The 18,543-nt window shown below is 68.9% G+C and carries 15 protein-coding genes and 1 tRNA gene; 15 read left to right on the forward strand and 1 reads right to left on the reverse strand.

Annotation, left to right across the window (positions count from 1 at the left end):
* Positions 1–87: 87 nt before the first annotated feature.
* A tRNA-Val gene (locus ON759_RS01300) sits at positions 88–162 on the reverse strand.
* 152 nt (positions 163–314) lie between these two features.
* Between ON759_RS01300 and ON759_RS01305 the strand changes: the two genes are divergently transcribed.
* From ON759_RS01305 to ON759_RS01375, 15 genes are all read left to right on the forward strand, one after another.
* Complete coding sequence (locus tag ON759_RS01305) at positions 315–1,031, forward strand: polysaccharide biosynthesis/export family protein (RefSeq protein WP_271678545.1); 717 nt, start codon at positions 315–317, stop codon at positions 1,029–1,031.
* Between the two features lie 22 nt (positions 1,032–1,053).
* The gene (locus ON759_RS01310; protein WP_271678546.1) at positions 1,054–3,348 is read left to right on the forward strand and encodes a GumC family protein; all 2,295 of its coding nucleotides are present in this window, start codon (positions 1,054–1,056) and stop codon (positions 3,346–3,348) included.
* Between the two features lie 3 nt (positions 3,349–3,351).
* The gene (locus tag ON759_RS01315; protein WP_271678547.1) at positions 3,352–4,743 is read left to right on the forward strand and encodes a J domain-containing protein; all 1,392 of its coding nucleotides are present in this window, start codon (positions 3,352–3,354) and stop codon (positions 4,741–4,743) included.
* 8 nt (positions 4,744–4,751) lie between these two features.
* Positions 4,752–5,951 carry a tetratricopeptide repeat protein gene (locus tag ON759_RS01320; RefSeq protein ID WP_271678548.1) on the forward strand — a complete coding sequence of 400 codons (1,200 nt, stop codon included), beginning with the start codon at positions 4,752–4,754 and terminating at the stop codon, positions 5,949–5,951.
* A 122-nt stretch (positions 5,952–6,073) separates the two neighbouring features.
* Positions 6,074–6,505 (forward strand): hypothetical protein, encoded by a 432-nt coding sequence (locus ON759_RS01325; RefSeq protein ID WP_271678549.1) that lies wholly within the window; start codon positions 6,074–6,076, stop codon positions 6,503–6,505.
* Between the two features lie 97 nt (positions 6,506–6,602).
* Positions 6,603–7,997, forward strand: coding sequence for an O-antigen ligase family protein (locus ON759_RS01330; protein ID WP_271678550.1), 1,395 nt, complete (start codon positions 6,603–6,605; stop codon positions 7,995–7,997).
* A 37-nt stretch (positions 7,998–8,034) separates the two neighbouring features.
* Entirely contained in the window at positions 8,035–9,432 is a 1,398-nt protein-coding gene (locus ON759_RS01335) for a nucleotide sugar dehydrogenase (RefSeq protein ID WP_271678551.1), read from the forward strand.
* Between the two features lie 55 nt (positions 9,433–9,487).
* A complete protein-coding gene (locus tag ON759_RS01340) occupies positions 9,488–10,834 on the forward strand; it encodes a hypothetical protein (protein ID WP_271678552.1) in 1,347 nt (448 codons plus the stop codon).
* 72 nt (positions 10,835–10,906) lie between these two features.
* On the forward strand, positions 10,907–11,254 hold the full coding sequence (locus tag ON759_RS01345) for a sugar 3,4-ketoisomerase (protein ID WP_271678553.1): 348 nt from the start codon (positions 10,907–10,909) through the stop codon (positions 11,252–11,254).
* Between the two features lie 49 nt (positions 11,255–11,303).
* Positions 11,304–13,262 carry an acyltransferase family protein gene (locus ON759_RS01350; RefSeq protein WP_271678554.1) on the forward strand — a complete coding sequence of 653 codons (1,959 nt, stop codon included), beginning with the start codon at positions 11,304–11,306 and terminating at the stop codon, positions 13,260–13,262.
* A 52-nt stretch (positions 13,263–13,314) separates the two neighbouring features.
* Positions 13,315–14,583 carry a glycosyltransferase family 4 protein gene (locus ON759_RS13925; RefSeq protein ID WP_271678555.1) on the forward strand — a complete coding sequence of 423 codons (1,269 nt, stop codon included), beginning with the start codon at positions 13,315–13,317 and terminating at the stop codon, positions 14,581–14,583.
* Positions 14,580–15,506: a glycosyltransferase family protein gene (locus ON759_RS01360; protein WP_271678556.1), complete on the forward strand. Its 927-nt coding sequence runs from the start codon at positions 14,580–14,582 to the stop codon at positions 15,504–15,506. Before ON759_RS13925 ends, ON759_RS01360 begins: the two co-directional genes overlap by 4 nt.
* Positions 15,506–16,708 (forward strand): glycosyltransferase, encoded by a 1,203-nt coding sequence (locus tag ON759_RS01365; RefSeq protein WP_271678557.1) that lies wholly within the window; start codon positions 15,506–15,508, stop codon positions 16,706–16,708. Before ON759_RS01360 ends, ON759_RS01365 begins: the two co-directional genes overlap by 1 nt.
* Positions 16,709–16,800: 92 nt before the next feature.
* On the forward strand, positions 16,801–17,643 hold the full coding sequence (locus tag ON759_RS01370) for a hypothetical protein (protein ID WP_271678558.1): 843 nt from the start codon (positions 16,801–16,803) through the stop codon (positions 17,641–17,643).
* A gap of 63 nt (positions 17,644–17,706) precedes the next feature.
* Positions 17,707–18,540, forward strand: coding sequence for a methyltransferase domain-containing protein (locus tag ON759_RS01375; RefSeq protein WP_271678559.1), 834 nt, complete (start codon positions 17,707–17,709; stop codon positions 18,538–18,540).
* Positions 18,541–18,543: the final 3 nt, after the last annotated feature.

Below are 18,543 nucleotides of genomic sequence, written 5' to 3' on the forward strand. Positions count from 1 at the left end.
GCGCAAGCGCGATGCGTCCGGAAGTGCCCATCCCGGGCATGCCGCAGGCAGCAAAAAGCCGGCGCGTGGCCGGCTTCTCGATCGATCTGGTGGGCGGTGCAGGGTTCGAACCTGCGACCCTTGCCGTGTGAAGGCAATGCTCTACCGCTGAGCTAACCGCCCGGGTGGGGCGCGCATTGTACATGAACCGATCCGGCGATCAACGCTCGCCGCGGCGGCCGGCGCGGCATGCGGTCCAAGCTGGATCGTGACGGCTTTGGCATCCCCGCGCATGCGCCGCATAATGTCGTTCCTGCGAAAGGAATCCTCGATCCATGCCCAGACCATGGTTGCGTTGGTGGGTGGTGATGCTGCTGGTAGGGCTGCTGTCCGCCTGCGCCAGCGGCGGCAGCGTGCGCGCCGACCAGCCGATGCTCCCCGCCGCGTCCCTGCCGGCGCCGGATTCCACCACGGCCTCCGGTGCCTACGAAGGCGCGTCGGATTACCGCATCGGCGCGCAGGACCTGCTCAACATCAGCGTCTTCGGGGTCGAGGAGCTCACCCGCGACGTGCGGGTCAACTCCAACGGCCACATTTCGTTGCCGCTGGTCGGGACGGTGATGGCGGGTGGGCGGACGATCCCGGAACTGGAGTCAGACCTGGCCAAGAAGTACGCCGAGGGCTACTTGCAGCGGCCGCAGGTCACCGTATTCGTGAAGGAGTTCACCAGCCAGCGCATCACGGTGGAGGGCGCGGTGAAGAAGCCGGGGATCTATCCGATCACTGGCCGCACAAGCCTGCTACAGGCGATCGCCCTCGCCGAAGGCGTGGATGACCGCACCGCCGACCTCGGCGGGATCGTGGTCATGCGCAAGGTCGACGGGCGGAAGCAGGCGGCGGTATTCGACTTGCGGCAGGTGCGCAAGGGCCTGGTCGAGGATCCGCAGCTCTACGGCGACGACATCGTGGTGGTCGAGCAATCCGGCAGCAAGACCGCCTTCAGGCGTTTCATCGAATCGGTTCCGGCCCTGGGCATCTTCGCCTGGTTCTGAGATCCAGGGAGCAAGCAACCGCATGAGCGACACGCAACTCCCCGTCGGCCCGGGACATGCCGGCGGTCATCTTCCCGCCCGCCACGAGGCCGCCTATCCGCTGGCGCAGACCCGGGGCGTGCTGCCGGCGTTGCTCGAAACCCAGGACGATCGGCGCGACGAGGACGGCATCGACCTGCTGGCCTACTGGCACATCCTGCTGAAGCGGCGTTGGCTGGTGCTGGGCGTAGCGGCGGGTGTGCTCGCGTTGTCCCTGCTGTCGGCGTTGATGACGACGCCGGTGTATCGCGCCAGCGTGCTGCTGGAGTTGCAGAAGGAGGGGACCCAGGTCGTCCAGGTCGGCGGTCTCCAACCCGGGGACTTCGGCGGTTGGGATCCGGAATTCCTGCAAACCCAGTACGAACTGATCCGCAGCAAGTCGCTGGCGGAGCGGGTTGCGAACGAGCTTGCGCTGGATCGTGCGGCGGTAGAGCGCCTGAACGAGCCTGGCCCGGTCGGGCGCATCCTCGCGCTGCTCAGGCCGCAGCCCCGCCCACCCGCGAAAGCGACCGCAGCGGCTTCCGCCAAGGACGCGCAGGCCGACCTGGATGCGGCCGCCGGGATGATCCGCGCCGGGCTGGTGGTCGAGCCCGTGCGCGATTCGCGGTTGGTGCGGATCAATTTCGACAGTGTCTCGCCGCAGTTCTCGGCGCGCGTGGCGAATGCGATCGCCGACGGCTACATCGCCGCCGGGCTGGAGCGGCGCTTCGGCGCGACTTCGTACGCCAAGACGTACCTCGAGGACCAGTTGAAGCTGGCGAAGGCCAAGCTCGAGGATTCGGAGCGCAAGCTGGTGTCGTTCGCGCAGAAGGAGAGCCTCGTCAACACCGGGGAGGACGGGCAATCGCTCGCCACCCAGAACCTGACCCAGCTGAATGCCGCACTGGCGGCTGCGCAAGACCAGAGGATCCGCGCGCAGGCGCGTTGGCGCCAGGCGTCGTCCGGTGGGGCCCTGCCAGCGGACATGATCGGCAACTCGAATATCCGCATCCTCCAGCAACAGCAGGCGCAGTTGCAGGGCCAGTACCAGCAGAAGCTGCAGACCTTCAAGCCGGATTATCCCGAGATGCGGCAGCTGAAGGGCCAGCTCGACGACCTCGGCCAGCAGATCGCGCGCGAGGTCGCCGGGGTGCGGGCGTCGGTCAAGGCCGAATACGATGCGGCGTCGTCGCAGGAGGGCATGCTGAAGGCCCAGATCGCCGCACTGCGCAACGAGGCGTTGTCGGTCGACGGCCGCAGCATCGACTACAACATCCTCAAGCGCGAGGCGGACACCAACCGGCAGCTCTACGACAACCTGTTGCAGCGCTACAAGGAAGTGGGCGTGGCCGGCGACGTGCGGGCCAACAACATCTCGATCATCGACCGGGCCGACGACGGCTGGCGGATCAAGCCCAGCCTGAGCCGCAACCTCTCGTTGGGGCTCCTGGCCGGGCTGCTGCTTGGCATCCTCGCCGCGTTGCTGCTGGAGTTCCTCGACGACACCGTCAAGACCCCGGAGGACATCGAGCAGAAGATGCGCCTCGCGGTGCTCGGCGTGGTGCCCAAGCTCGCGGCGCGCCAGAACGTGGCCGACGTGGTCGACGATCCCCGATCGGCGTTCTCGGAGGCGTACCGCTCCATCCGCACCGCGCTCCAGTTCGCGACCGACCACGGCGTCCCCAAGACCCTGTTGATCACCAGCACGCGCCCGGGCGAGGGCAAGTCGACCACGGCCCTGACCCTGGCCCGCCACTTCGCCCAGCTCGGCAAGCGCGTGCTGCTCATCGAAGCGGACCTGCGCAATCCGTCGTTGCACAGGACGCTGTCGATGAGCCCCAATGGCGTTGGCCTCAGCAACCTGCTGGCCGGCGGCTGCACCCTGTCGGAGGCCACCACGCAGAGCGAAGAGCCGCGCCTCGACATCATCCTCGCCGGCCCGTTGCCGCCAAGCCCGGCCGAGCTGCTCGCCGGCAGCAAGCTGGTGTCCGCCTTGACCGTGGCCGCCGAGGTTTATGACCAGATCATCATCGATGGCCCGCCGGTGCTCGGCCTCGCGGATGCGCCGATCCTGTCGAACGCAGCGGACGGCACGTTGCTGGTCGTGCACGCGGGCAAGACCAAGATCAAGCCGGCCCTGCTTGCGCTCAAGCGCCTGCTCGCGGCGCGCGCGCGCGTGGTGGGGGCGTTGTTGTCCAAGTACGATGCCCGCGCCTCCGGCTACGGTTACGGCTACGGTTACCACCACTACGATTCCTACTATGCCTACGGGGGCAAGCCCCGCCTGGCCAGGGAGTGATCGGTGGCGGGCGCGAAGGGGACCGCGCTGGAATGGGCACTGGCGCTCTCGCGGGCGCCGATGGAGCGCCATGCGCTCCGGCAGCGCGTGCTCCCGGACGGGATCGATGCGGTCCTGGGGATCGCGGCCGACGCCGCGCCGGATCTCCTGGAGCAGGCAGTCCGCGCAAGCGGGGAGTCCCCGGCCAGCGTCCGCGAGGCGGCTCGCTTCTACGTCCGCGAGATCCTGCTGTTCCCGACCGCGGATGCCTATCGCACCTTGGGTGTGCCACGCGACGCCGCGTCGGCGACGATCAAGGCGCATCACCGCCTGCTGCAGCATTGGCTGCATCCGGATCGAACCACCAGTGCCGACGATGCCGTCTTCGCGGCGCGCGTCAACACGGCGTGGAACCAGTTGCGCAACCCCGATCGCAGGCAGGCGTACGACGCGGTGCTCGATGCGGCGGAGGCCTCCGCCATCGCGTCCTCGGTGACCCACGGGGCGGCGTTTTGGAGCGGATTGCAGCCGCCGCCGTCCGAAGCGCCGACCGGGTGGCGACATCGCGCCCCGGTGATCGTGTTTGCCCTCGCGAGCCTGGTGCTGGGCGTCCTGGCCTGGCGTGAACAAGGGCGCAGTCCAGAGGGCGTCGAACCTGCAAGCTTTGATGCCGTCGATGCGGTGGCGGCCGACCCCGGGATCGACGAGGATCCACTGCCGATCCGCGTGCAGGCCGGCATGCAGCGTCCGCAGGACGCCTTCGAGCCGGATGCAGTTCCGGGTGCGGCGACCATCGAGACCGGACATCGCGCCCGGGTGCCCGCACGGTCCCTTCGGGAAGCGGTCAAGGTGCCGGCATCGTCCTCTGCCGCCTTCCCGCCCGCCGTGGCGACCTCGGTGGTGGCTCCCAGGGTCGTGGTCGCCTCCGGCGCATCGCCGCGGACTGTCCCGGCAATCGTGCTTGCGGGCGACGACGCGGGGGCGCAGCGCATCGCCGTGGCGAGCGTTGGGGGCGCAGGCGAGCGGGCATCGCCGCCGCCGGCGAACCCGGCAACCCCCGCCGCATCCGGTCCACCGCCCGCGACGCGGCCGCTGCCTTCGCCCGCGCAGATCGACTCCGCGAGGCGCACGGGGCAGCAACTGCTGCGTTACATGGCGGATCGGCGCCGGGCGTCCCCGCCGATCTGGAACAGTCCCGCCGTCCAGTCCAGCGCGGACCAACTCCGCGGCGAGCTGCCCGACATCGGCGCACGGCTGCGCACCGGCGACCCCGAGTGGCGCATCGGCCAAGGCATGGCGGTGATGACGGCACGCCTCGAGGGCGCGCACGCGGATGCGGCGACGGTGAGCGCGGACCTCGTGTGGCGCGAAGACCAATGGTTGGTGGTCGGGCTGAGCCTGGAGCGTTCCCGTTGATGCCCAGCATGCGGCCGTTCATCGCGTTCGGCCTGGTGCTGGCGTTGTCGTTCGCGGGATGGCGCGTGGCGGGCATGCTGGTGGCGGAGCGCGAGGCGATGCAACAACCGGCGCGTGCCCTGGCTTGGCGGCCTGCGGACCCGCAGGCGCTGCAGGCGCTCGCCGAATCTCGATTGAAGCAAGGCGACCTCGCGGGGGCGGAGGCTGCCGCCCGTCGTTTGTTGGCGCTGGAGCCGCTGCAGGGGCGTGCTTTCGGGGTATTGGCGGAAGCGGCAGAGGCACGCGGCGACGCGGGCCGGGCCCTGCGCCTGCAAGCGATCGGCGCCGCGCGCGCGCCGCGCGACATCCGTGCGCATGCCTGGCTCGCCCAGCGCTACCTCGAGCGCGGCGACCATGCGGCCGCGCTCGGGCACGTGGATCGCATCCTGAGGATCGCGCCCGCGCGTGCCACCACGCTCGAGCCGGTGCTCGTGAAGCTTGCCTCCGACCGCGCCTTCGCGCTGGCGTTGGCGGAGGTGCTGCGCCAGCAACCACCCTGGCGGGAAGGCATGCTGGCGGCGCTGCAGGATCCGACGGCGGGCGACCCTGTCGCCGCCGGCATGGTGCTGGGGGCTCTCCTGCGTGGCGGGGGCTTGTCTTCCGCGGAGCGGGCGCGTTGGCTCGACGGATTGATCGCGCGCAAGCGCTGGGGCGAGGCCTACGCGCGCTGGGCAGGCATGCTGTCCGGCGACCACGAGCGCTTGCCGTTGCTCTACAACGGCGATTTTTCGGGCGAGCCCGCCGGGGGCTTCGATTGGCGCGTGACCCGCGTTGCCGGCGTTCTCATCGCGTTCGAGCCGGTGGCCGGGAGCGAGGGGCCCGTCGCGTACCTGCGGTTCCTGGGGCGACGGGTGGGTGCCAGCGGCCTCGAACACCCCTTGTTGCTTGCGCCGGGAAGCTACCGGCTGCACATGCGCATGCGCGCGCAGGCACTCCACAGCGAGTCGGGGCTGCAATGGCAGATCGCCTGCGATGGCCCGGTCAACGTGATCGCGCGCAGCGAGCCCGTGGACGGCAGCTTCGGGTGGCGGACCGAGGCCCTGTCCTTCGACATCCCGGCGAGCGGTTGTCCGGGACAGTGGCTGCGACTGGTCAACCCGACGCCCGAAGGCGCGGCGCAGGCGGTCGGCGGCGAACTCTGGGTCGATGACATGCGCATCGATCGCTAGATGAACGAAGTAGGTGCGCCGATGTTGCAGGACCGCATGCCCCTTGCTACCCTTCGTGACGATTGTCCCAAAAGCGCGGCCCCACTCTGATGCGAACCATCGTGAATCAATCGGCGGCATGGATGGCCCTCGCGTTGCTGGCGATGTCCGGCTTCGCGCATGCCCAACAGGACCAGGGCAAGAGCGACTGGGACAAGATCGTGCTGGAGGAAAAGGCCGGCAGCGTCATGACCAGCAACGGTGGCGAGTACCAGACTGCGAGCATCGGCAAGCAGATGGTGGTCGGCGAGCACATGATGCTCAGCGGCGACAAGCCGAAGGCGAAGGTCGTCTACTACGAGCTGGACGACGAAGGGCGCGTGGTGGACAAGTGCATCCGCGACTACGTCGATCCGAACGTTTACATCATCGACGCGACCTGCAAGCCGGTCGCAGCATGGATGTCCGGCAACAAGGGCATCGTGGCCGGTACGGTGGCGGGTGCTGCCTTGATTGGCGGGGCGATGCTCGGAACCGACGAGGATTCGGACCCGGTGAGTACCGGCGCGCGCTGAGCGCCTCCCCGGGACACCTACAGGTGCCACGCATTCCTACGGGGCGGGTCGCAAGACTCGCCCCGTTTGCTTCCAGTAGCCGATGGGCGGACAGGCGATGGCCAACGTCCCGCTGAACCGCCTCCTGGCCCTCGCCGTGATGGCCCTGCTGCTGGTCTTGTGGCTGGGCGGTGGCGTCACCCGTGACAGTACCTCCGCCGACGAGATCCTCGAGCTCTTGTCGCTGCCGGTCATCGCGCTTGCCGCGTGGGTGCTCGCGGGGCAGGGCGTGCGCGATCGCCTGCAGTGGGCCGGACTGCTGGCCTTGGCGTTGGTGGCCTTGGTCCCCGCGTTGCAATTGCTGCCGTGGCCCGACGGATCCTCCGCCATCGCTTGGCGCCGGCAACTGCTCGGCGACTTGGCGTTCGCCGGCGTGGACGATCCGCGACTGCGCTGGTCGCTGGTACCTGCGGCCACCGAGCGCGGCTTGTGGGCGCTGTTGCCCGCGGTCGCGGTCTTCCTTTCCGCGATCGCGCTGGATTCCATGCACCGCCGCTGGCTGGTGAAGTGGATCCTCCTGCTGGTCGGCTTCAACGTCGCCTTCGCGTTCTTCCAGGCCGGGTTGCCATTGGACAGCCCGTGGCGCCTTTACCACGGCTTCGATCCCCGTTTTGGCGGCCTGTTCGCCAATACCAACCACCACGCCACCGCGCTGGTGATCGGCATGGTGCTGGCGCTGGGGCAGGCGATCCACGCGCGCAGGCGCGACCTCGCCGGGCGCGGCCGGCCGGGCGCGTGGCTCTGGTACGCGGGGTTCGCGGCGAGCTGCCTGCTCCTGTTGCCGCTGACGACCTCGCGCGCGGGCATCGCACTCGCGCTTCCGGCGCTGGCGGCGACATGGATCGCCTGTGGCGGGCTTGGTGCACGCGGCTTGCGATCGCCCCGCTTGCTCGTGGGCACCGCCGCCGCCGGCATCCTCGCCATCGTCGGCATCCGTGCCGGCTCGGGCTGGCTCGAGGTGGACCGGGTCCATGAGTTGCGCGACATCATCGCCGGCACCACGTGGACCCTCGGCAATGCACAGGCGCCGCTGGGCAGCGGAATCGGCAGCTTCGTCCAGGTCTTCGAACAGGGCGCGCCGCGCCGCTTGTGGCTGGATGCATACGTCAACCACGCCCACAACGAATATGCGCAATGGTGGCTCGAGGCCGGTTGGGCGGGGATGCTCGCGCTGGCGGTTGCCGTTGCCGTCCTGGGCGCGGCCGCCTGGCGGGTGGTGCGTGCCCGCGGTCGCGACGGGGATGCCTTGCTCGCCGGTTCCTGCCTGGTGGCGATCGTCGCGGTGCTGGCGCACTCCTGGGCGGACTACCCGCTGCGCACCCTCGCCCTGATGGCGACCACCGCCGCCTTGGCAGGCGCGATGCTGGGTGCCCTGGCCGATCTGCAGGCACGACGCATGCAAGCGCCGCAACGGCTGGCGAGGCACCCCGAAGGGCGTGCCCGGCCGGCATAATGCTGCGCTGCATTTGGCATCGGACCGGCGGGAAGTCATGAGGGAACGTCTGCAAGCGGCGCGCATCGCCATCGTCGGTTTGGGCTACGTCGGCCTGCCGCTGGCGGCGGAGTTCGGCAAGCGGCACCACACCATCGGCTACGACATCCACGCCGCGCGCGTGGCCGAGTTGCGCCAGGGCAAGGACAGCACCCTCGAAGTCGAGCCCGAACTGCTGGCCGAGGCCGCCAGGCTCACTTACACCGACCAGCTGGCCGACATCGCGGGCTGCAATGTCTTCATCGTCACCGTGCCGACCCCGATCGACGCCGCCAAGCGGCCTGACCTCACGCCGCTGGTGAAGGCGAGCGAGGCGATCGGCAGCGTGCTCAAGCCGGGCGACACCGTCATCTACGAATCCACCGTGTACCCGGGGTGCACCGAGGAAGTGTGCGTCCCCATCCTCGAACGCGCCTCCGGCCTCACCTTCGAAGCCGCCGCTCTTCCCCCTCCCTTGCGCGCGCAGCGCGAAGGGGAGGGCCGGGGAGGGGTGGCTCTTGATCTTCCCTCTCCCCTCGCGGGAGAGGGTGGCGCGCAGCGCCGGGAGAGGGGCCTCTTCGCCATCGGCTACAGCCCCGAGCGCATCAACCCCGGCGACAAGGCCCACCGCGTCACCAACATCCTCAAGGTCACCTCCGGCTCCACCCCCGAAACCGCCGATTTCGTCGACGCCCTCTACGCCAGCATCATCACCGCGGGCACCCACAAGGCACCGAGCATCAAGGTGGCCGAGGCCGCCAAGGTCATCGAGAACACCCAGCGCGACCTCAACATCGCGCTGGTCAACGACCTCGCGATCCTGTTCAACAAGCTGGGCATCGATACGCTGGACGTGCTGGAAGCGGCAGGCACCAAGTGGAACTTCCTGCCGTTCCGGCCCGGCCTGGTCGGGGGCCACTGCATCAGCGTCGATCCGTACTACCTGACCCACAAGGCGCAGGAGGTCGGCCACCATCCGCAGGTGATCCTGGCCGGCCGCCGCACCAACGACGGCATGGGCGGCTACGTCGCCGACCAGGTCCTGAAGCTGATGGTGCGCAAGGGCATCAACCCGGTCGGCGCGCGCGTGCTGCTGCTGGGGCTGGCGTTCAAGGAAAACTGCCCGGACCTGCGCAACACCCGCGTGGTGGACATCATCGAGACGCTGCGCGGGTACAGCTGCCGCGTGGATGTGCACGATCCCTGGGTGGATCCCGCCGAGGCCGCGCACGAGTATGGCCTCGCGACGATCGACGCGCCGGCGCCGGGCGCGTACGACGCCGTCGTGCTTGCGGTCGGCCACGACCAGTTCCGGGCATTGGGCGGCCAGGGCGTGCGCGACTTCGGCAAGCCGTTGTCGGTGGTGTACGACGTGAAGTGCCTGTTGCCGCGGGATGCGGTGGACGGGCGGCTGTGAGCTGGCGCGGTTTGCCTCGCCGCCATCGCGGCATCCCCGAGCCGCGGGGCTTCGGGTGGACCTGAGGTTCTGGCGCTGGCCGCTGGCGCGCCTGCTGCGTCGCGCCAGCGTGGGATATCTCGTCGTCTGGGTGCTGTCCCCGCCGTTGGCCTACGGACAGCAGTGGCGCGTCGCCGCGATCCTGGCCACCGGACTGTGGCTTCTGCTCGAGTTGCGGGCCTCGCGCAGCGTCCTGCTCCGGCCCAGCTGGCCCGTGCTCGGCGCGTTCGGCTTCGTGTTCTACACGGCGGGCGTGGAGTGGGCGGTTCCGGACAGCGCCGGCATCACCTACCACTTCCAGGTCTGGATCATGCTGTTCTTCCTGTTGGTCGGGGAGAGCCTCGCGCGGGGCCGCGATGACGATGCGCGGTTCTACTTCTGGCTGGTGCTGCTGGTCCTGCCGGTGTGGTCGTTGGCCACCCTGCGCGGCATCGAGACCATCAGCCAGGACGTTGCGAGGACGATTTCCCGCTCTTCGGCGGAAGCGCGCGAGTTGTCCGAGCGGGGCATCGGCGGCTACGGCTTCGTGTACGCGGTCCTGCTCAGCCTGCCGTTCCTGTACCAGATGGTGTTGCGTGCGCGCGCCAGCGGCATCGGTCGTGGTTGGTGGTGGCGCGCAGGGAAGGCCTTGCTGGCGTTGAACGCGCTGGTCGGCAGCCTGCTGGTGATACGAGCGGGCTATTCGATCGCCCTGGTACTGGCCGGCTCCGCGTTGGCGCTGGTGCTGCTGGCACGCTCGCGCCGGCCCTTGCCGCTGGCGATGTCGGTCTGCCTGTCGGCGTTGCTGGTGCTGGCCGGCACCAGCCTGGTGCAGCCCGCGCTGGAACGGTTGCAGGATGTCGCGACGGGGACCGAATACGCCTCGAAGGTCCGCGACGTCCGCAGCTCGCTCGCGAGGGGCGAGGGCACGGGGACTGTCGAAGGTCGAACCGAACGCTACGGGCGCAGCCTGCAGCTGACGATGGAGCACCCGGTCGGCGGCACCCTGGCCTTCGATCCGGTCGGCAAGCATTCCGCGATCCTGGACCGCTTCGCGCAGTACGGGGTCCTGCTGGGCGGGCTGTTCCTCGGCCTGCTGGCGTACTTGCCCTGGCGCGCGTTGCGCGACCGCCGGGTGCCGGTCGGCCTGGCCCTGGCATTCCTGGTGGTGGGGCTCGGCTTCCCCTTCCTGGACACCATCTTCATGGCCTGGGGCCTGCTGTTGTTCGTGTTCTCGCGGGGTGCGCTGGCGGTCATGGGGGTGCCCCTGGACCGGCGACGCCCCAGCGCCCCGCCATCCGCCGGAGCACGCACCGCATCCGCGTGGCTGGCTGCACAGGCACGGGATGCCCACTGGACGACGGGAGGCGGTAGCCGTGGATGAGGACAACCGGGGAATGCGTGCGTTCGGGCTGGTGGAGTTGCCGAACGTCATCGACGCGCGCGGCAATCTCACATGGGCGAGTTCGGGCGTCACGTCCCGTTCGATGCGAAGCGCTACTTCATCGTGTACCAGGTCCCGCTGGTCGAGGTTCGCGGCGAGCACACGCACCGGGACTGCCACCAGTTCCTCGTGTGCGTGCGCGGGCGGATGTCGGTGGTCGGCGACGACGGCCGCGAGCGCCGGGAGTACGTGCTGGACCGCCCGAACCTGGGGTTCTACATGCCGCCGATGACCTGGGGCGGCCAGTTCGACTACTCGCCGGATGCGGTATTGCTGGTGTTCGCCTCGCATGCCTACGACGCCGGCGACTACATCCGAGACTACGCGGAGTTCCGGCGCCTGGCGGGCGTGTCGCCATGAGGCGTGGCGTGCGCGGCGAGCCCCCCGCGGACCGGATCGAAGGTGGCCGATGACCTCGACGCCATACCGCCCCGACATCGATGGACTGCGCGCGATCGCCGTGCTTTCGGTGGTCCTCTACCACTTCGGGTTGGGTGGGTTGCGGGGCGGGTTCGTCGGCGTGGACGTCTTCTTCGTGATCTCGGGCTACCTGATCACGGGCATCGTGCAGGCGGAGATCGCCGCCGGGCGCTTCACCCTCGCGCGCTTCTACGAACGGCGCGCGCGCAGGATCTTCCCCGCACTGTTCGCGATGCTCGGCGTGGTCCTGGCGGCGGGCTGGTTCCTGTTGCTGCCCAGCGACCTGGCGCGGCTGGGGCAGGCGACGCTGGCCACCGTGCTGTTCGCGTCGAACCTGCTGTTCGCGACCCAGGGCGGCTACTTCGACGAGAGCGCGGACTTCAACCTGCTGCTGCATACCTGGAGCCTGGGGGTGGAGGAGCAGTTCTACCTGGGCCTGCCCTTGCTGCTGCTGGTGGTCGCGCGCTGGCGCCCGCGCGCGCTGGTTCCCGTGCTGGCGGCGGCGACCGTGCTGTCGCTCGCGGCCTGCGTGGCCGGGCAGTGGGTGAAGCCGAAGGCGGTGTTCTTCCTGTCCCCGTTCCGCGCGTGGGAGCTGCTCGCGGGCGCCTTGCTCGCGGTGCGCGCCGTACCCGCGATCCGGAATCGTGGCGCCCGCGAGCTTGCGGCCGCGCTGGCCTTGGCGATGCTGCTCGCGACGGTTGCGTGGATGCGGGCGGATGCGGAGTTCCCCGGATGGCGCGCGACGATCCCGGTGCTCGCGACGGCAGTGTTGCTGCACATCGGCGGCACGGGCGGTTCGCGCGTGCATGCCCTGCTGGGATGGCGACCGCTGGTCTGGGTTGGCCTGGTCTCGTACTCGCTCTACCTGTGGCACTGGCCCTTGCTGGTGCTGGCGCGCTACCGCGACGGCATGGAGCCGCCGGGCACGGGTGTCGCGCTGGTGTTGCTGGGCGCCTCGTTGCTGCTGGCCGCGCTGAGTCATCGCTGGATCGAAACGCCGTTTCGGCGCCGGGGGCCGAGTGGTTCCGCCGCTCCCCGCCGCGTCTTCCTGGCGTCGGGCCTGGCGGCCGCGATCCTGGCGATGGCCGGCGGCGGGTTGCTGGCAGCGGGTGGCGCACCATCGCGGGTGGGACCGGAAGTCGCCGCACTCGATGCCCTGCGCGCGCCGGAGATCCCGTACCGGCGCTGCGATGGGGTATTGCCGGACCTGGCGAACCGCGCCTGCACCATCGGTGCAGCCGATGCGGGCACGGTGGCCCTGGTCTGGGGCGACAGCCATGCGCTGGCTTGGGCGCCGGGCCTGGATGGCTTGTTCAAGTCACGCGGAATCCGTGGCGTGCTGGCGGTTTTCTCCGCCTGCGGCCCATTGGTCGAGGTGCACAATCCGCGTAATCCCAAGTGCTTGGCGCACAATCGAGGCGTCGTCGCGTGGTTGCGTGCGCATCGGCCGGACATCGTCTACCTCGTCGCGGCGTGGCCCGTGCATTCCAATGCAGAGGGCGGTTACGACCTCCGGCGTCCCGATGGCACAACGGGCAATCCACGGGTCTTCCCGCCGGCGTTCGCGGAAACCCTGGCGCTTGCGAGTGCTTCGGCGGGCGAAGTGCAGGTGTTGGGGCCCACTCCCTATGCGCCGGAACTCCTGCCGTTCAAACTCGTGATGTCCAAGTGGACGGGGCGCGGGTCGCCACCCGATACCTCGCTCGACGCCCACCTTGGCGTCGTCGCCAATTTCTGGAGCGTCGCGCGCACCATGCACCACCGTTTCCCGGAGGTTCGCTTCCACGATCCCACTCCTTGGTTCTGCGACGAGAGGGCGTGCCACTACCGTGCCGACGGATCGGTCCTGTTCCGCGATGGGGATCACCTGAACGTCGCCGGCGCCCGTTTCGCCGCCGCGCATTTGCGCATGGCCGAGGCTTCGGCTGGGGCAGGGCGCGCGCAATGATGCGGCCGGCCAACATCCACGTCTGCGCGGCGCGTGTGCCCGGGAGCACAGGGTGAGCGCGCCCCTCCGCATCCTGTGGGCGGTGAACGTCCCGCTGCCCGCCGCAAGCGAGGCGCTGGGCCTGGCGAAGACGCCGTTCGGCGGCTGGTTGTCGACCATGACCCAGCGCCTGGCGCAGGTGCCGGGCGTGCAGCTGTCGGTGGCGATGCGCGCGCCGGTTCCGGACTTGCGGACCGCCGAGGTTGACGGCATCCGCTACTACGCATTGCCCGAATCCGGGCGCGGCGGCCTGGATGCGCGGGCCGGCGACTGCGCCCGCCTGCTGGCCGATGCCAAGCCCGACCTGCTGCATGCCGAAGGCTCGGAGATGGCCTACACGCGCCGCCTGCTGCAGGCCTGGCAAGGTCCGCGACTGCTCAGCCTGCAGGGCGTCATCAACGGCATCGAACCGCATTACCTCGGCGGACTGGCGTTCGCTCCGATGCTGGCGGCGGGCCGTTGGCGGCAGGTGGTGGCGATGGCCGGCCTGTTGGCGAACAAGCGGCTGCGGTTCATGCCGCGCCTGCGCGGCGAGCGCGAGACCATCGCCCTGGCCAGCCACATCATGGGTCGCACGCCCTGGGACCGCGCGCAGGCGTGGGCGCTCAACCCGGACGCGCAGTACCACCACTGCGCACGCACGCTGCGCCCCGCGTTCCGGGCCCGGCGCTGGGCGGTCGCGGACTGCGAGCGCCACGCGATCTTCCTCGGCAATTCGGCGGTCGCGCTCAAGGGCGTGCACGTGGTGCTGGATGCGCTGCTGCTGTTGCGCCGGCAGTTCCCATCCGCGCGGCTGGTGATCGCCGGGCCGCGACCCGGCACCGGTGGTGGCCTGCGACGGGTCCTTGGCTACCAGGCCTACCTGCTCGACCGTATCGCGCAACTCGGGTTGCAGGCTGCGGTGGAATTCACCGGGCCGCTGGAGGCCGAGGCGATGGCCGCGCGCATGGCCGGGTGCCATGCGTACGCGATGGCGTCGCTGATCGAGAACAGTCCCAATACCCTCGGCGAAGCGATGCTCCTGGGCATGCCCTGCGTGAGCAGCCACGCCGGTGGTGCGCCCGGCATGGCGCGCGACGAGGAGGAGGCGCTGTTCTTCCGTGCCGGGGACCCGGTGGGGCTGGCGTGGCGGCTGCAGCGCATCTTCGCTTCGGATGCGCTGGCCGGACGCCTCGGCGACGCCGCGCATGCGCGGGCGGTGCAAGCCCACGATCCGGAACGCAACCTGCAGGACCTGCTGGCGGCGTATCGCGCGATCCTGGGCCGCGAGGTGGGCGCATGAGCCGCACCCTCGCGCCAGTGGTGGTATTCGCCTACAACCGCCCGGTCCACCTGCAACGCACCCTGGACGCGCTCGCGGGATGCCGCCTTGCGGCGGATGTCCGGGTGGTCGTGTTCGCGGACGGTCCGCGCAAGCCCGAGGCCGCCGCCGCGGTGGCCGAGGTACGGCGGGTGCTGGAGGCCGAGGGCGGGGCAGGGCGGTTCGGCGCCTTCGAGGTGCATGCGGCGGAGCGCAACCTCGGGCTCGCCAATTCGATCATCGGGGGCGTCGGGCGGGTGATCGAACGCGATGGCCGCGCGATCGTGCTCGAGGACGACTTGCTGGTGTCGGAAGACTTCCTCGCCTTCATGAACGATTGCCTCGACTTCTATGCCGACGACCCGGCGGTGGGCGCCGTCAGCGGGTTCTGCCCGCTGCAGGCGATGCCTCCCGGATTCGAGGGCGATGTCTTCCTGGCGATGCGCAATGCCAGCCAGGGCTGGGGGACATGGAAGCGGGTATGGGAGGGCGTGGACTGGTCGGCATCCGGAAAACAGCGCCTTGACCGCAATTGGGCGATGCGCCGGGCATTCAACCGCGAGGGCAACGATCGCTACGACCGCTTGCGCAGGCAAATGGCGGGGAAGATCGACTCGTGGTCGGTCCGGTTCGGGCTGTCGCTGTTCCTGCGTGGACTGGGCACGGTCTATCCCGTGGTGAACCGGGTCGGCAACACCGGCTACGACGGCAGCGGCGTGCATTGCGGCAGCGGGGCGCCGATCAACGAACGCATCGCGGAATCCGACTACAGCCTGCAACAGGTGGCCCTCGATCCGGCGATCCAGCGGGCGTTCCATCGGACCTATTCGGGGTCCCTGCGCGGCCGCCTGGCGCGCGAGGCGTTGGCGCTCTGGCCGGCCCTGGCGACGCGACTGGGGCGCTGATGCGGGAGGATTCGCGTCCCTGGATCGCCTACGTCGGCCCGTTCCCGTATCCGGACGGCGGTGCCGCCGCACGTCGCGTGCGTGGCATGGCCGAGAGCTTCTCGCTGGCCGGCTTCGACGTGGTGGTGGCCAGTGGTGCCGGAGATTCGGAGGACGCCGCCGATACCCTGCTGCCGCAAGGCCCCGGAATTTCGTACTGCCTGCTGCCGGAACGCATGGCCGAGCACTGGCCGCGCCCGCTGCGCCGGTTCCGCTATGCGTGGATGGGCGCGCGCACGGTGGCTTGGTTGGCGTCGCGCCCCACGCCTCCGGCTGCGGTGGTCCTCTACAGCGGCTACACGCCCTACCTGCAGCGCCTGCTGCCGTGGTGCCGCCGCCGACGCATCCCGCTGCTGTTCGACGCGGTCGAGTGGTACGAGCCCGAGCGGCGATCGGGCTACCTGACCTCGCCCTATCAATGGAACATCGAATGGGCGATGCGCCGACTCATCCCGAAGACCGACGGCGTCATCGCGATCAGTCGCTACCTGGCCGACTACTACCGCGCGCGCGCGCTGCCGGTGGCCATCGTGCCGCCGACGACCAGCGCCATCGATGCCGGCGACTGGGTGCCCGAGCGCATGCTGCGCCTGTGCTACGCAGGCTCGCCGGGCGCACACAAGGACGACCTCGGCATCGTCCTGCGCGCGGTGGAGGCGATGGCGTCGCGCGGCGCGGCGATCCGCTTGGCGGTAGCCGGGCCGGCGCCCGCCGAAGTCGCGGCCCGGCTCGGACGCCGCGATGTCGCCGGATTGCCCTGGCTGCAGGCGCTCGGGCGCCTGCCCCAAGGCGAGGTCGCAAGCGTGGTGGGGCGCTCGGATTTCACGGTGCTGGTGCGCGCGGATCGACGCCAGTCGAACGCGGGATTCCCGACCAAGTTCGTGGAAAGTTTCGCGGTCGGCACGCCGGTGATCGGCAACCTCACCAGTGACCTGGGCGACTACCTGCGCGAGGGCGAGACCGGGATCGTGTGCGATGGCGACCAGTTCGACGCGGTGCTCGCGGCGCTGGCGCGCGCGGCCGCGGTCGAGCCGGACGCGCGCGGCCGGATGCGCGCGGCCTGCCTGGCGCGCGCACGCGAGGCCTTCCATCCGCGCTGTCATGCCGATTCACTGGGTCGCCTCGTCGCGGGGATTTCCTCGGCGCCGGTGCCGCGTCGATAACGCTGGCAGAGGTCTGCTTCGGTCGACCGCCTCGGCGATTCAGTTATCATTTATCGATAGGTCCGGGAAGAGGCCACCGCAGGGGCGAACCAGTGGTGACGACGATTTCAAGCAGGCTGAGCATCGACGGACGGTCCTTCGAGTACGACCTCAAGGGGAATTTTTCCTGGGGGCCGGACGAAGTGCTCTATCGCGAAGACGCGGATGTGCTGGAAGGCACGAGTCTGAAGTCGCTGGGCTACGCCAACGTGCCTTTCCTGGACGAGACCGAGCAGGTGGAGTTCAAGTGCCGGGTCAAGGCGGTCATCGACCGGATCATCGCCGGTATCCCGCAACTGCACGGCCAAATCCTGCCATCGCTGGAGCGCTACCACGAGTTGATCTCCGACCCGGACCTGCACCGTGAGGTCATTTCGCAGACACGCGAACTGCGCTTTACCGACCTGGGCCTGGACCCGCACATGATCGAATCGAGGATCGGCGGATTCCTTGGCGTGACGCTGGATTCCCATGTCAAGAGACTAGGCCGCGACCATATCCAGTTGCGCATCAGCCGGCCAAATTCCTACGATATCAATCCACCGCACCGGGATGCGTATCTCGACGTCTGGAAGAATGTTCTGAACCTGTGGCTGCCGGTCTGCGGCTGTTCCGACTTGTCGTCGCTTCCGGTGCTCGCCGGAAGCCACCTGATCAACGAGAAGGATGTCTTCCGCACGTCCAACAGCGGGGCCGAGATCGGCGAAAACCAGTATCGGGTTCCAGGGATCGCCGATACGCGGGTGGGCATGACCATGGTGCGCCCGAATCCCGCGGCAAACGAGGTCCTGGCATTCACCCCGTTCCTGATCCATGGCGCCGCGTTCAATCAGGATCATTCCACCACGCGCATGGCGCTTGAATTCCGCCTCGAGATCGAAGGACAGCGGTACTAGTGGTTTCCGCAACGCACAGCAAAGCGAGTCGCGGCTTGCCCTGTCCGCGCGAGTGCGTGTGCTATGCCGCAAGTCACGAACGATGCTTCGCTTGATGATTCGAAACAAAAAGGGCGTCTGATGACACGTGGACCGAGCCAACGAGACATCCAGGCATACGAGAATGTCTACGCATCAGACTATGATTTCGAGCCGATACTGGTCAGGTACCGGCGCGATGCTGCACTTCGCAGCCTGCGAGAACACAAACCTGACTACATCATCGAAATCGGCTGCGGGCTGGAACCCTTGCTGCCGCATTATCTTGCATCCGGCGAGGAGGCAGTCCGACGTTGGGTGGTTGCCGAGCCTGCGCAGAAGTTTGCGGAAGCGGCGCGGATGGTTGCCGCAGATCACCCTGAAATGGCAGTGGAGCAGGGGTTCTTCGAGGATATCGCCGATCGGATCGTCAGTGAGTACGGTCGCGCCGACATGGTCATCTGTTCCGGACTGTTGCACGAAGTCCCCGACCAGATACGCATGTTGCATGCGATCAGCCAGGTGATGGGTCCGGATGCCGTCGTGCATGTTAGCGTCGCCAATGCCACCAGCCTGCATCGCAGAATGGCAAAAGCGATGGGGCTGATCGACGATCTCCAGCAGATGAGCGGCCGCAATCTGCTCTTGCAGCAACATCGGGTGTACACCCTGGAGTCGCTGATCAGGGATTTGCAAGGCGCGGGGCTGCAGCCGGTGAAGCAGGGCGGGATCCTGCTCAAGCCGTTCACGCATGAACAGATGCGATTGGTCCTGGCCGCGATCGGTAGCGATGTCTTGGCGGGGCTCGGCAAACTCGGGGAGGAGTTCCCGGAGCTTGCGTCAGAAATTTTCGTCGACGCACGCCTGGTCGAAGGATGAAGG

It is taken from the genome of Thermomonas mangrovi (assembly GCF_028201335.1).
Classification (GTDB): Bacteria; Pseudomonadota; Gammaproteobacteria; order Xanthomonadales; family Xanthomonadaceae; genus Thermomonas; species Thermomonas mangrovi.

Excerpts from the sequence above, each read along its gene's own strand:
- ON759_RS01305 (WP_271678545.1), top strand. The coding sequence starts at position 315 with ATGCCCAGACCATGGTTGCGTTGGTGGGTGGTGATGCTGCTGGTAGGG.
- ON759_RS01330 (WP_271678550.1), top strand. The coding sequence starts at position 6,603 with ATGGCCAACGTCCCGCTGAACCGCCTCCTGGCCCTCGCCGTGATGGCC.
- ON759_RS01335 (WP_271678551.1), top strand. The coding sequence starts at position 8,035 with ATGAGGGAACGTCTGCAAGCGGCGCGCATCGCCATCGTCGGTTTGGGC.
- ON759_RS01365 (WP_271678557.1), top strand. The coding sequence starts at position 15,506 with ATGCGGGAGGATTCGCGTCCCTGGATCGCCTACGTCGGCCCGTTCCCG.
- ON759_RS01375 (WP_271678559.1), top strand. The coding sequence starts at position 17,707 with ATGCCGCAAGTCACGAACGATGCTTCGCTTGATGATTCGAAACAAAAA.
- ON759_RS01350 (WP_271678554.1), top strand. The coding sequence starts at position 11,304 with ATGACCTCGACGCCATACCGCCCCGACATCGATGGACTGCGCGCGATC.
- ON759_RS01325 (WP_271678549.1), top strand. The coding sequence starts at position 6,074 with ATGGCCCTCGCGTTGCTGGCGATGTCCGGCTTCGCGCATGCCCAACAG.
- ON759_RS01345 (WP_271678553.1), top strand. The coding sequence starts at position 10,907 with ATGGGCGAGTTCGGGCGTCACGTCCCGTTCGATGCGAAGCGCTACTTC.
- ON759_RS01360 (WP_271678556.1), top strand. The coding sequence starts at position 14,580 with ATGAGCCGCACCCTCGCGCCAGTGGTGGTATTCGCCTACAACCGCCCG.
- ON759_RS01320 (WP_271678548.1), top strand. The coding sequence starts at position 4,752 with ATGCGGCCGTTCATCGCGTTCGGCCTGGTGCTGGCGTTGTCGTTCGCG.
- ON759_RS01310 (WP_271678546.1), top strand. The coding sequence starts at position 1,054 with ATGAGCGACACGCAACTCCCCGTCGGCCCGGGACATGCCGGCGGTCAT.